Origin of the sequence: Chitinophaga dinghuensis (assembly GCF_003259435.1) — a bacterium.
Lineage (GTDB): Bacteria > Bacteroidota > Bacteroidia > Chitinophagales > Chitinophagaceae > Chitinophaga > Chitinophaga dinghuensis.
Genome location: NZ_QLMA01000001.1, coordinates 297,834 through 310,599, shown reverse-complemented (window position 1 = coordinate 310,599; position 12,766 = coordinate 297,834). Strand labels below are relative to the sequence as shown.

Here is a 12,766-nt window from a genome sequence, read left to right as displayed (position 1 = left end):
TTTGGCATTAGGCACTATGATCGGCAGATTCCAGCTCCAGTTTATTTTCCCATTTGGAAACAACTGCGGTAGCCATTGCATTACCGATTACGTTAGTAGCAGAACGTCCCATATCCAGCAGGTGATCCACACCGAGGAGCAGTAATAACCCCGCCTCAGGGATATTGAACATAGAAAGCGTACCTGCAATTACCACCAGGCTTGCACGGGGAACGCCCGCAATCCCTTTACTGGTAATCATCAGCACCAGGAGCATTGTAATCTGCTGATCTATAGGCAGATGCATGCCATACGCCTGGGCAATGAACAAGCTGGCAAAAGTCATATACATCATTGAACCATCCAGGTTGAAAGAGTAACCCAGTGGCAATACAAAGCTAACGATGCGACTGTCACAACCGAAACGCTCCAGTTCCGCCATGGTACGTGGGTAAGCCGCTTCGCTGGAAGCGGTACCGAAAGCCAGGAGTACAGGATCTTTGATTAATCCCAGCAAGCGGAACACCGGTTTGCCGAGTATCATAAATCCAACCAGCGCTAAAACGATCCATAAACTGAATAATCCTGCATAGAACTGGGTAATGAATTTACCGTATACCCATAAAACGCTCAATCCTTTATCTGCTACGATGGCAGCCATTGCAGCAAATACTGCGAATGGAGCGAAATTCATTACAAAGCCGGTTACTTTCAGCATGATGTGAGCGAGACTGTCCATCAGTTTCACAACAGGGTTGGCCTGCTCACCTATAGCCGCAGCGGCTACACCAAAGAAAATTGCAAACACTACGATCTGCAGAATTTCATTGTGGGCCATTGCATTTACAACAGAGTCCGGCACTACGTGCTGGAAAAAGCCTCTGAGGGTCATATCCGCTTTAGAAATCCCTGAAGATGCGTGTGTATCAGGGAGGGGTAATGACAGGGAAAGACCTGGTTTCATGATATTTACCAGCACTAATCCCAAAAACAATGATACAAAGGTTGCACTGATAAACCACAGCATTGTTTTTCCACCTACGCGGCCCACCGCTTTGATATCTCCCATTTTTGCCACACCTACCACTAGTGTAGAAAATACAAGTGGGGCGATGATCATTTTCACCAGGCGGAGAAAGATATCAGTCAGAATAGATATGTTGTTACTAAATTTCTGAATGCTCGCTTGTTCAGCGGGCGTGGGATTGGCTTGTCCAAATGAGTAGTTTACAATGTATCCTGTTGCTATCCCGAGGATCATAGCCACAAAGATGAACAATGTAAGCTTGTTGGATTTCTTCATGCGACGGTAGAATTAATTGCTGTGATGTTTTTGTTGTAACCTAAATTTTCCCAAAAATAAGGTTACTGGCTTAATTATGAGCTGCCGAAGGTAAAATAAAGCAAGGGATTTTGGTTTCCAGTTATTATATTTGGCGATTAACAATCAACAACAAACAAATCTACCTTAAAACAATCAACCAACAATTTGGCTTATGAGCAAACTATTTGCCAAGAAACAACTGTCCGTCTTACTTTCGGAAGCATCTGATTCAGAAAAAGGTCTTAAAAGAACGCTTGGTGCAGGATCGCTGATCGCACTTGGTATCGGCGCTATCATTGGTGCTGGTCTTTTCGTTAGAACAGCTGCTGCCGCAGGTCAACATGCCGGACCAGCCGTTACAATCTCCTTTATCATTGCAGCATTTGGTTGCGCCCTTGCGGGTTTATGCTATGCCGAATTTGCTTCTATGATTCCGATTGCAGGAAGTGCCTATACGTACTCCTATGCCACATTAGGTGAATTTATTGCCTGGATTATCGGTTGGGATCTTGTGCTGGAATATGCCCTTGGGGCAGCTACTGTGGCCATTGGATGGTCTCAGTATCTCAACAAACTTCTCACCAACGTTTTCCACGTTACGATACCCTATGAATGGTGTCATAGTCCTTTTGAAATCAGCGATGCTGGTGTAAGAGGTATGATGAACCTCCCTTCTGTTGGTATCCTGTTGTTATTAACAATGCTCCTGGTACGCGGTATTCAGGGTTCTGCCATTGTTAACAACATCATTGTTATCTGTAAAGTGGCGATCGTAATTCTCTTCATCATCCTGGGATGGCAGTTTATCAATCCTGCTAACCATACTCCATTCACCATTGCTGCTGATGCGGGTACTGTTACCATGCATAACGGACAGGTAGTGGATTATTCCAACTTCTTCAACCATGGATGGGGAGGCGTCTTGCGAGGGGCCGGTGTGGTATTCTTTGCGTTCATCGGTTTCGATGCGGTATCTACTGCTGCACAGGAAACTGTGAATCCTAAGAAAAATATGCCTATCGGTATCCTGGTATCTCTGGCCATCTGTACTATACTGTACATCCTGTTCTCTTATGTACTGACAGGTATCGCACCTTACAAAGATTTCGTTAGAGCAGGTGGTGAGGCTTCTGTAGCTTATACGATCGATACTTATATGCACGGTTATGCATGGTTGTCGACCTTCATTACAGTTGCTATCCTGGCTGGTTTCTCTTCTGTAATCCTGGTGATGCTCCTGGGTCAGACCCGCGTATTCTACTCTATGAGTAACGACGGTCTGGTACCTCCTGTATTTGCAAAACTGCACCCTAAATATCGTACTCCATATCGTTCTCAGTGGATGTTCTTCGTATTCACTACCTTGTTTGCTGCGTTTGTACCAGACAGCGTAGTAGGCGATATGACCAGTATCGGTACCTTGTTTGCCTTTGTACTGGTATGCATCGGGGTAATTATTATGCGTAAAAATAATCCGGATGCACCTCGTGGATTCAAAACTCCTTGGGTGCCAATCCTGCCAATCGTAGGCGCTTTGGCCTGCCTGACCATGATTATCAGTCTCGGTCTGGAAAACTGGACTCGTCTGTTTGTATGGCTGGGTATTGGTTTTATCATCTACTTTAATTACAGCGTTAAACACAGTAAGGCGCGTAAGATGATGGATTAATCCCGGATGTGGATTTCATTACTTTACCAGATTAGCTTAAATTTGCGGATTATTTTAAAGATCCAATAATAAGATACCACTCCAATGGGAAGAATATTTGAAGTACGTAAATCTACCATGTTTGCCCGCTGGGACAGGATGGCTAAGCAGTTTACCAGAATAGGTAAGGATATAGCAATCGCCGTAAAGGCAGCTGGCCCTGATCCTGATAATAACCCTGCCCTGCGTCGCTGTATAGTGAATGCGAAAGCGGTAAACATGCCGAAAGACCGTGTTGACGCTGCGATTAAACGCGCTTTGGGTAAGGATAAAACTGACTACGAAGAAGTTGTATACGAAGGTTATGCACCTCATGGCATTGCCATCATGGTGGATACTGCTACTGATAACACTACCCGTACTGTTGCTAACGTGCGTATGCACTTCAACAAATGCGGCGGTAGCCTTGGTAACAGTGGTTCCGTAGGTTTCATGTTCAACCGCGTAGGCGAGTTCAAGGTGAAAAATGCTGGCCAGAACCTGGAAGAGCTGGAACTGGAACTGATCGACTTCGGTTTAGAAGAAATTGGAGAAGATTCAGAAGGTAATATTATTATCCGCGCTGCTTTTACTGAGTTTGGTAATATGTCTAAAGCTTTGGAAGACAAAGGATTAGAAGTTATCAGCTCTGAACTGAAGCGCATCCCTGCCAACCTCGTTGAATTATCAGAAGACCAGGCTAAAGAAGTACTGGAATTGGTAGATCGTCTGGAACAAGACGACGACGTACAGGCAGTTTTCCACAATCTGAAGTAAGTACAAAAACAATAACAGCGAAGCGTCCTGCCTTAATGGCGGGACGTTTTGTTTTAGGGCGTTTGCTGGTTTTTTCTCGCAGAGCAGCAGAAGCAGCAAAGCAGCAGAAAAGGGTGTATTGCCCGTTTCTCGCAAAGGCGCAAAGAGGCAAAGGACCACTTTTTGTTGTTTGAAGATGTTTGGTGTAGCTCGCAAAGACTTAAACTACTAACACTCTACTTTATTACGACCCCGAAAAGCAAGGAGAGGAAGTACTACTTTTTGTTGTTTGAAAATGTTTGGTGTAGCTCGCAAAGATTTAAGCTACAAACACACTAACTACTCTATTACTATCCCGAAAAGCAAGGAGGGGAAGTACTTTAAAAATTCTTTGCGGTCTTAAAATAACAACAATACACAATCCATATTACCCTTTGCGCCTTTGCGTGAAAAACCTCCGCTCCGATCCATCCAACTTCTTTGCTGCTTTGCTGCTTATGCTGCTCTGCGAGAAAAAACCAGCAAACGCCCTAAAATAAATACGTCCTGTTTTAAAAACAGGACGTAATCGATTTTCAACGGATAGTAGCAGCCAATAATTAAAGTCAGGCTTTGACAATTTCCTGTGTCCGGCCCGGTTCATCTGCCACGAACATAATGCCTTTGCCGTGGTAGGTTTGAACACTGATGGTAGGGTCCGGGGCTATATACCTTCTTAAGCGGGTCAGGTAAACATCCATAGTACGTTTGTTATACGAGTCTTCCCCATCCCAAACACAAGACATGATTTGGTCCCGTTTGAGCTTTTTATTGGGATTTTCGCATAAATATTTAAAGAGATCCGATTCTTTCGGTGGAAGTTGAGTAACGGTTGCTTCGAGGAAGGTGCCGTTGCCGGAAGGGTCTGGACGTTCTACATCCATGGTTACTGCGCATTGTTGATAATTAAAGCAGAGATTACCTACCGTATAGGTGATTTGCTTCTCACTGCGGAGCAGTCGGGCCCTTTTAATGAATACCTCCAATCGCAGCAGAAATTCCTGCATATTGAATGGCTTTACAATGTAATCATCCGCACCGGCTTCGAATCCATGCATACGGTCTTGCTCCATATAACGGGAGGAAGTGATCAAAATGGGGACATTTTCATTGATTTTGCGAATATCGTTGGTGAGTTCAAAACCATCTTTCTTTGGCATGACCACATCAATAACACATAGGTCAATATCCTTCTGTTGAAAGGTATCCCAACCTTCAGCACCATCCGCACAGTATAATACCTCATAGCCGGCTTTTTCTATATGCCTTTTCATAACCTTGGCAAAAAACTGATCATCTTCTACCAATAAAACGGTCGGTTTCATTTTAGATAGATTTAAATGTTGTAACTAGAAAAATTGCTAACTGCGATTCTCGATCTTGGGCTACCCTGACAAAGGGTATTTTTTACGTTTATTCAAAGTACCGATTAAGTAATGGAAGAACAATCAGTCTTTTCATTCATTTTGTGGGGTTTTTGTTCATTTTGTTCATTCCAAACTTGAAAAATGAACATATTTATAAGGGTATAGTATACAATTAAAAAACGTATAGCAATAAAAAATAGTTTAAATTTTTTATCAACTATACGTTTTATAACATATGAAATATCTTATTTGTTTACGACATTTTGAGCCCGTCCGGCTAAAAACGCGACAAGATTCTCGACCACCTTATTCAGTAACCTTTCTCTCGCGGCTGAGGTCGCCCAGGCAATATGGGGAGTGATAATACTGTTAGGACTACTGATCAATGGATTATCTGCTGCAGGTGGCTCTGTAGACAATACATCCAGTCCTGCCCCTGCAATCAGCCCTTCCCTCAACGCTGCCGCAACATCTGCTTCATTGATCAATCCTCCCCTACTGGTGTTGATCAGGAAAGCAGTCTTCTTCATAGTATGTAATAAAGCTGCATTCACAAATTCTTTATTGGCCGCACTCATTGGTGTATGTAAACTCACCACATCCGCCTCTCTGAAACAAGTAGCTAAATCCACAAACGTAACTCCCTCCATCTTATCCCGCTCTGGATGCTTATGATGTGCTATTACTTTCATCCCAAATGCCAACCCTATCCGCGCTACCGCCTGCCCAATCTGCCCAAGACCCACTATTCCCAACGTTTTCCCTTCCAGTTCCACCAACGGGAAGTCCCAGAAAGAAAAATCCTTACTGCTGGCCCAACGCCCCGCTCTAACCGCATCACTATGCGCTCCAGTCCTGTGACATAACTCCAGGATCAAAGCAAATGTCAACTGCGCTACCGCTGCAGTACTATACGCCGGCACATTCGTAACAGGAATATTCCGCGCCTTCGCCGCTTCAATATTCACCACATTATAACCAGTAGCAATCACACCAATATATTTCAACTGCGGCAGCCGCGCGATACTCTCCGCACTAAGAATGGATTTATTGGTTAATACAATGTCCGCATCAATGGAACGCTCTACCACCTGCGCCTCCGGCGTCCGGTCATAAATAGTGACGTTTCCTAAAGCCTTTAGACTATCCCAACTGAGATCTCCAGGATTAAGTGCATATCCGTCCAATACAACTATATTCAACATAAATGATGTTTTACTGAGGTTTAGATTTCTTCTTATTCTCCTTAGCAATCAACTTTAGCAGCAATTCTGGCTCTATTTCAATCAACGCTGCTATATCCAGAATATCCCCAATTGTAAATGTCCGTGGATTTTGAATCTTCCGATATAAAGTTGAATAATTAACTCCCATATCCTTGGCTACTGTCGAAATTGGAAGCACATCAAAGACATTAAGGATCTGGTCGATGCTATCCTTTTCGAAGAATGATTTAACAACTTTATATCGTCTGTCCTTCATGATTATGCTGAAATAGACTGTTTCAATTTGACAATTACATAGCTATAATAGCTATTATAACTATGATTATAATAATTACTATCCATTAATGAATTTATTATCCATTTATGAATTCTTTTAACCCAAAATGACTATATTTATAAAAACCCACCAATTATGCAAAAACCATTCATTGCCGTAATAACCTCCGTTCACACTTCTTTCGAGCTCACTATTCACGGCACCCACAGTGGTCCGACACATCTACTCAAATCCCTCCCAGGCCTCCAAAAATCTAAACAACTGGCACAGTACATCCTCACCTTCGGATACCTCCATGGTGAAGAATTAGGCTATAAAAAACGACTGCTGTTTTCTGAGGACCAAATGCAGGAATGTGTACACAAGCTCACCGCTTCCAGATAAGCGTTAAAATACCGTTACCCTTCAGCAAAATACTATAACCTTCACTAGACAATTAAACTTAGATTGCGATTAAGATATTATTCTCGCCTAATTAATTATCGAATCGATTATGATCGGTTGGAACGCGATGGAGGACAGTGAACTTTTATTCCACTTGAAAAATGGAAAAGTGCCGGCATTTGATACGATCTATGCCCGGTACTGGTCTGATCTCTATAAACATGCCTGTTGTACCTTGAAAGACAGAGAGATGGCGCTCGACGTAGTGCAGGAAGTGTTTACATGGCTCTGGCTAAACAGAGAAACGGTGGAAATCACCCATCTCAAACAATATCTTAAAACCGCTACCAGGTACAAAATGGCCAATTATCTTCGTGCAGATAAATCGCGCCAGCAACTCATCAACTCACTCTACTATATCACAGAAAAAACTGTTTCCACAGATGAAATTCATTTACGGGAACTGAAAACCAGAATCGCGGATGCTGTCAGCTCCCTGCCCGACAAATGCAGAACAGTGTACAGTCTCAGCAGACATGAACACCTCTCCCACGCCGAAATAGCCAGTCGCCTAAATATCTCTGTGAAAACAGTGGAAAACCAGATTACAATCGCCCTGAAAAGGATTCGTTTATTCATCGGCGGTATTTTGTCTCTCCTCCTGCTGTTATACTTTTTATAATTTTTTTCTCTCCCTTTGGGGGATACCCTTTTCTCACGTTACTAATATTAAACAGCTATTGCTTTGATCCACGAAGAACTGGCTTCCCTGGCCGAAAAAATTGCCCTGGGAACCGCAACTGATACGGATATTAACAGATACCACAAGCTGCTGGACACCCTGGAGAACGATGAACAGTGGAATGATGAACAGATGGGTACCCCCGCGGAAATAAATGCTATCCTCAAAGAGCGCATTTATAAAAACACAGGTATTGCCCGGAGAAAAGTAAAAATGCGTATTCTCCGCATCAGCGCTGCCGCTACCGTGGCCGCTTTAATGGCTGTTGGAACAATGACCTGGTGGCAACACCAAAAAAGTAATTCCACCAAAATACTGGCAGGAAAAAGCACTCCTGCCCAAAATGAAAAAGCAGTCCTTAAACTGGCCGATGGCCGCGAGATTGAACTAAACGACGATAACAGTACCCTTACACAGGGCAATGATAGTATACATCTGTCGGGAGGACTTGTTGTCTCCCAAAATAACGGCGAAGCCGATAACCAAATCAATGAATTAGTTACACCTGCGGGAAGTCAGTTTCTGATGGTGCTACAAGACGGTACTAAAGTATGGCTGAACACAGGTTCGAAACTACGCTTCCCCAACAGCTTCCATCATCAGGAACGCGTTGTGGAACTCACTGGAGAAGCCTACTTCGAAGTAGCGCAACATGCTGAAAAACCATTTGTAGTACATTCCGGAGATAAAGCAATAAGAGTGCTGGGAACAAGTTTTAACGTCAACGCCTATACGGATGAACCACAGACAAATGTGACATTACTGGATGGCGCCGTAAAGGTTTATCAGCAACATGATTCCTTATTGCTGAAACCTGGTCAGCAGGCAAAAATGGCTACTGATAAAGGAATTGAATTTATTCCACATGCAGACACCGAGCATGTAATCGCATGGAAAAACGGCTACTTCTCCCTCAATGGAGAAAGTACGCCAGTCATCATCCGGCAGATCGCCAGATGGCATAACCTGGAAGTGGTGTACACCGGCGATATTCCGGATCTGAAATTCGCAGGGAACATTAAAAAAAGCTATGAACTCGATGATGTACTCGCTATTCTAACAGAAAGCGGCATTCATACCAAAGTGGACAAAAATAAACTGATAGTATATCCGGAATAAGTGAACTTATCATGTAAAAACAATCGCGCATAAAGAAACCGGGAATGCGCCAACATTACCCGGTTCCAACGGCAATAAAACGCAATTCGATCAAGCATTTTTTATCACCTAAATCAAATCTATGTCTTTAAAATCGTCATGTCAAGGGGCCGTCCCTGCAACCAAAGATCAAGTAACCGGATTGGTATGCTTTCCGGTCATCACCTGACACTAAATCACAAACATCAGACAGCCAGTGAACAAATCTGACCGGACCATTCCGCCACCCCGGTTATGACCAACTAATCACGATTGAACATGTAAAGAACTGATAGGTATATCAGTCGGATCATCACATCCGACAAGGATCTGCTTATCTCTTCACTATTCTGTTATCCTTAATAATCCATCTATGCTGTTGTCACCGCAAACAATCAATCAGCCCGGACATGCACGTCCGAAGACCAAAATCTGGAAGGTTATGAAACTAACAACCGTAATTCTACTCGTCAGTTTCCTTCAAATCAGTGCAAAAGGTTTTTCTCAGAAAATTACTATGAGTAAGAAAAACCGGCCGATTCAGGAAGCGCTTACTGAAATCGAAAAACAGACAGGCTATAAGTTTTGGTATCACGCCAATGTATTATCCAACGCACATAATGTGACCATTGAAGTGGTAGACGCTCCGTTACCAAATGTCTTGGACATGTTCCTGAAAGAGCAGGGCCTCTCCTGGAAACTCATTAAAGAGACAATTATTCTGAATAAATCTGTGCCGCCACCAGCGCCTGTTACAGCGCCTGCTGATACAGTGCGTGGACGTGTGGTGGATAATTTGGGAAGTCCTGTTCCCGGCGCCACAGTAATGGTAAAAGGAATGAAGAAAGCCGCTATCACCAATGGAAACGGAGAATTTCATTTATCGGGTATTCCTGATAATGCTGTGCTCGTGGTGTCAAATATCGGTTTTCAAACACAGGAAGTACCAGTGGGAGGAAAATCTTCCGTCACTATCAAATTTCTGCCAGAGGTTTCGCAACTGGAGAACGTAGTAGTGGTAGGCTATGGTACGCAGAAAAAAGTAAACCTCACCGGCGCAGTAGCGCAGGTATCTGGTAAAGTACTGGAGAACAGACCCATTACCCGCGTCACACAAGGGTTACAAGGGATGGTAGCTGGTCTGAACATTACTACCAATACCAGTGGCGGCGCTCCCAATGCTACCCAAAATATTAACGTACGCGGCTATACGGGACTGGGCGCCACCGGAAGTCCATTAATAGTTATTGATGGTATCCAGGGCGGCGATATCAATGCCATCAATCCCAGCGATGTAGAAAGTATTTCCGTATTGAAAGATGCAGCATCTACCGCTATCTACGGTTCTTCCGCGCCTTATGGTGTGATTCTCATCACCACCAAAAAAGGTAAAGTGGGAATGACTAAAATCACCTACGATAACAACCTCGCATGGGCACAAACCATCAATCTTCCTAAAATGCTGAACTCCCTGGACTTCGCGAATCTCTACAATGAAGCATTCGCAAACGCAGGAAGAGCGCCATTCTTCAGCCAGGAAACAATTGACAGAATCAAAGCCTATCAGGCAGGAACTATCACTACACAAACGATTAAAGATCCCAACTCCAATAGCTGGTTAAACTGGAACTCCGGCAACGCCAACAACGACTGGTTTAAAATTTACTTCAAAGATTTTGCTTTCAGTCAGCAACATAACCTGGGTATCAGCGGCGCCACTGAAAAAAGCAACTACTACATTGGCATCGGTTACAACGATCATGGCGGTATGTATAACTACGGTAATGATCAGTTCAAACGCTTCAACGTAAGAGCGAACCTGACCTCCAATATCACCAACTGGATGTCTTTTACCCTGCGCAGTACCATCAGCAGATCCATGTATAATACGCCTAACGTTTACTCTGGTCAGACAGGTGGTAACTATATGCACCAGATTGCCAGAAAATTCCCTACTGTTTCCCTCATCAATCCTGATGGACATTTCAGTGCAGAAAGTAACGTGCCACTGCATGAAGAAGGCGGTAGGAATAAATCGACAGAAGATCAGCCTATGCTGACAGGAGAGATTAAACTCAATCCGCTGAAAGGTTGGGAAATCATTGGTAACTATACCTTTGATGGCGATTTATACGATCAGCAAAATCACCTGAAAACTGTTTATACTTACTTACCTGATGGTTCTACCGCCCCTACCAGTGGTACTACGCCAAACTCCTTTTCACGCAGTAACTACCGTAATGAACATCACATCATTAACGCGTACTCTTCCTATGAAAAAGGATTTGGTAAACACAACTTCCGACTGCTCGGCGGTTTCACCAGTGAGCTGACTAACTATACCGCATATTCCGCATCCAACTCTCTATTGTATTCCAACGATATTCCCTCTTTAAATCTGACTTATAATACGACGCCAACAATCTCCGATCAGGTAAGAAGATTGGCTGTAGAAGGATTCTTCGGAAGATTCAATTACAATTATGCGGATAAATATCTCCTGGAAGTAAATGGCCGTTATGATGGTACTTCCCGCTTCCTGGCCGGACACAGATGGAAATTCAGTCCAGGCGTTTCCGCAGGCTGGAACGTAGACAGAGAGCCTTTCTGGGCCAATTTAAAAGATGTATTGAATGCATTTAAAATCAGAGGTAGTTATGGTTCTTCTCCGGATCAGCTGTTCCTGGGAGATCCTAGCATCAGTACTTATTATCCATTCTACCCAAGCTTAGGTACTACTTCTCCCAATAACACCAGCTGGTTATTTGGCGGCAGTAAACAGGCATCTGTGAGTCAGCCACCACTGGTAAATCCAGACCTGACCTGGGTTACCACTACATCCTATGGCATCGGTACAGACCTTGCCATGTTGAATAACAGACTGGGTGTAAACTTCGATTACTATATCCGTAAGGCAGATGATTTTGCCGGCCCCGCACAGGTATTACCAGCCTTGTTAGGTGCAAGCGTTCCGAGAATTAACAACGCCGCTATTCAAACAAAAGGTTTCGAATTAACCATTACCTGGAATGATAAAATCGGAGAACTGGGTTATGGCGTACGTGCCAACCTTTCCGACTACAAAGGAAAAGTGGTAAGATACAACAACCCTTCCCGCACACTGGATACCTATTATGCAGGACAATCCCTTGGCGAGATCTGGGGCTATACCACACTGGGATTATATGCATCTGATGCAGATGCAGCCAAAGCGCCTAAAGCATCTTTCTGGAATAGCACCTGGCGCGCCGGAGATGTTATCTACAAAGACTTTGACGGCAATGGCATTATTAACAATGGTAAAAACACCGTAGACAGCAGCGGCGACTTGCGCGTTATCGGTAACAATACTCCTCGTTATCAATACAGTCTGAATCTGACTTTTGATTACAAAGGTTTTGATCTGGGCGTATTCCTCCAGGGCATTGCCAAGAGAGATGTTTGGATTAGCTCCAACTACTTCTGGGGTATCGTAGGCGATGAGTGGCAGAGTTCTCCATTCACTGCACAAATGAACAGATGGACTCCTACCAATCTGAATGGTTATTTCCCTAAGTTCTATATGAGCAGCGAGAATAATAAAAATACACAGGTGCAGACACGATACCTGCAAAATGCATCGTACATGCGTATCAAAAATCTCCAACTGGGTTACACACTGCCTAAGTATTTGATCAACCGCATACATGCACAGAAAGTACGTGTATACATGAGCGTGGAAAATCTTGCAACATTCACCAAGCTTATCAAAACCATGGATCCGGAATTATCTATCAGCGATGCGAAAATTTATCCGCTGCAAAGAACTTATTCCTGTGGTGTTAACATCATTCTCTAATTAAAAAATA

Annotated in this window: 10 protein-coding genes; 6 read left to right on the top strand and 4 right to left on the bottom strand. The window is 43.6% G+C overall.

What is annotated here, in order from left to right; translation table 11 throughout:
- Nucleotides 1–7: 7 nt before the first annotated feature.
- Nucleotides 8–1,282: a dicarboxylate/amino acid:cation symporter gene (locus CLV59_RS01230; RefSeq protein WP_111590181.1), complete on the bottom strand. Its 1,275-nt coding sequence runs from the start codon at nt 1,280–1,282 to the stop codon at nt 8–10.
- Between the two features lie 193 nt (nt 1,283–1,475).
- On the opposite strand from CLV59_RS01230, the gene CLV59_RS01225 reads away from it, so the two are divergent.
- A complete protein-coding gene (locus CLV59_RS01225; protein WP_111590180.1) occupies nt 1,476–2,972 on the top strand; it encodes an amino acid permease in 1,497 nt (498 codons plus the stop codon).
- Nucleotides 2,973–3,056: 84 nt separating this feature from the next.
- Nucleotides 3,057–3,767 (top strand): YebC/PmpR family DNA-binding transcriptional regulator, encoded by a 711-nt coding sequence (locus tag CLV59_RS01220; RefSeq protein ID WP_111590179.1) that lies wholly within the window; start codon nt 3,057–3,059, stop codon nt 3,765–3,767.
- A gap of 584 nt (nt 3,768–4,351) precedes the next feature.
- On the opposite strand, the gene CLV59_RS01215 is transcribed toward CLV59_RS01220, so the two are convergent.
- From CLV59_RS01215 to CLV59_RS01205, 3 genes are all read right to left on the bottom strand, one after another.
- The gene (locus CLV59_RS01215; RefSeq protein ID WP_111590178.1) at nt 4,352–5,110 is read right to left on the bottom strand and encodes a response regulator transcription factor; all 759 of its coding nucleotides are present in this window, start codon (nt 5,108–5,110) and stop codon (nt 4,352–4,354) included.
- A 287-nt stretch (nt 5,111–5,397) separates the two neighbouring features.
- The gene (locus CLV59_RS01210; RefSeq protein WP_111590177.1) at nt 5,398–6,357 is read right to left on the bottom strand and encodes a D-2-hydroxyacid dehydrogenase; all 960 of its coding nucleotides are present in this window, start codon (nt 6,355–6,357) and stop codon (nt 5,398–5,400) included.
- Nucleotides 6,358–6,367: 10 nt separating this feature from the next.
- A complete protein-coding gene (locus tag CLV59_RS01205) occupies nt 6,368–6,634 on the bottom strand; it encodes a hypothetical protein (RefSeq protein ID WP_111590176.1) in 267 nt (88 codons plus the stop codon).
- Between the two features lie 156 nt (nt 6,635–6,790).
- On the opposite strand from CLV59_RS01205, the gene CLV59_RS01200 reads away from it, so the two are divergent.
- From CLV59_RS01200 to CLV59_RS01185, 4 genes are all read left to right on the top strand, one after another.
- Entirely contained in the window at nt 6,791–7,039 is a 249-nt protein-coding gene (locus CLV59_RS01200) for a hypothetical protein (RefSeq protein WP_111590175.1), read from the top strand.
- Nucleotides 7,040–7,148: 109 nt separating this feature from the next.
- A complete protein-coding gene (locus CLV59_RS01195) occupies nt 7,149–7,721 on the top strand; it encodes an RNA polymerase sigma-70 factor (RefSeq protein ID WP_111590174.1) in 573 nt (190 codons plus the stop codon).
- Between the two features lie 63 nt (nt 7,722–7,784).
- On the top strand, nt 7,785–8,900 hold the full coding sequence (locus CLV59_RS01190) for a FecR family protein (RefSeq protein ID WP_111590173.1): 1,116 nt from the start codon (nt 7,785–7,787) through the stop codon (nt 8,898–8,900).
- Nucleotides 8,901–9,360: 460 nt separating this feature from the next.
- Nucleotides 9,361–12,756, top strand: coding sequence for a SusC/RagA family TonB-linked outer membrane protein (locus tag CLV59_RS01185; protein WP_170137612.1), 3,396 nt, complete (start codon nt 9,361–9,363; stop codon nt 12,754–12,756).
- Nucleotides 12,757–12,766: the final 10 nt, after the last annotated feature.

Coding starts and splice junctions, on each gene's coding strand:
- CLV59_RS01230 (WP_111590181.1), bottom strand. CDS start 1,282: ATGAAGAAATCCAACAAGCTTACATTGTTCATCTTTGTGGCTATGATC.
- CLV59_RS01225 (WP_111590180.1), top strand. CDS start 1,476: ATGAGCAAACTATTTGCCAAGAAACAACTGTCCGTCTTACTTTCGGAA.
- CLV59_RS01220 (WP_111590179.1), top strand. CDS start 3,057: ATGGGAAGAATATTTGAAGTACGTAAATCTACCATGTTTGCCCGCTGG.
- CLV59_RS01215 (WP_111590178.1), bottom strand. CDS start 5,110: ATGAAACCGACCGTTTTATTGGTAGAAGATGATCAGTTTTTTGCCAAG.
- CLV59_RS01210 (WP_111590177.1), bottom strand. CDS start 6,357: ATGTTGAATATAGTTGTATTGGACGGATATGCACTTAATCCTGGAGAT.
- CLV59_RS01205 (WP_111590176.1), bottom strand. CDS start 6,634: ATGAAGGACAGACGATATAAAGTTGTTAAATCATTCTTCGAAAAGGAT.
- CLV59_RS01200 (WP_111590175.1), top strand. CDS start 6,791: ATGCAAAAACCATTCATTGCCGTAATAACCTCCGTTCACACTTCTTTC.
- CLV59_RS01195 (WP_111590174.1), top strand. CDS start 7,149: ATGATCGGTTGGAACGCGATGGAGGACAGTGAACTTTTATTCCACTTG.
- CLV59_RS01185 (WP_170137612.1), top strand. CDS start 9,361: ATGAAACTAACAACCGTAATTCTACTCGTCAGTTTCCTTCAAATCAGT.